Source organism: Pseudoalteromonas sp. bablab_jr011, assembly GCF_016464045.1.
GTDB classification, from domain to species: domain Bacteria; phylum Pseudomonadota; class Gammaproteobacteria; order Enterobacterales; family Alteromonadaceae; genus Pseudoalteromonas; species Pseudoalteromonas lipolytica.
This window is the reverse complement of the sequence record NZ_JACDWU010000088.1, coordinates 1-281: the sequence shown is the minus strand read 5'-3', so window position 1 is coordinate 281 and position 281 is coordinate 1. Positions and strand designations below refer to the sequence as shown.

At 42.0% G+C, this 281-nt stretch carries 1 rRNA gene; it reads left to right on the top strand.

Features of this window, described 5'->3' with window-relative positions:
• Window positions 1-163 precede the first annotated feature (163 nt).
• Window positions 164-281, top strand: a 16S ribosomal RNA gene (locus JIG41_RS02930); the annotation flags it as partial.

Here is a 281-nt window from a genome sequence, read left to right as displayed (position 1 = left end):
CAAATTTAGAGTCTCAATGTTTTTTCCTTTAATGGAAAGTGAGTGACCAACGGAAATAAGTTTACTTATTTCAGCACAGTCAATTCAACATCGAAAGATGTTAAATAAATTCAGAATTCATTGAGCATGTCCGCTCCCTTATGGGAAGGACAGAAAAAACTTTTAATTGAAGAGTTTGATCATGGCTCAGATTGAACGCTGGCGGCAGGCCTAACACATGCAAGTCGAGCGGTAACAGAGAGTAGCTTGCTACTCTGCTGACGAGCGGCGGACGGGTGAGT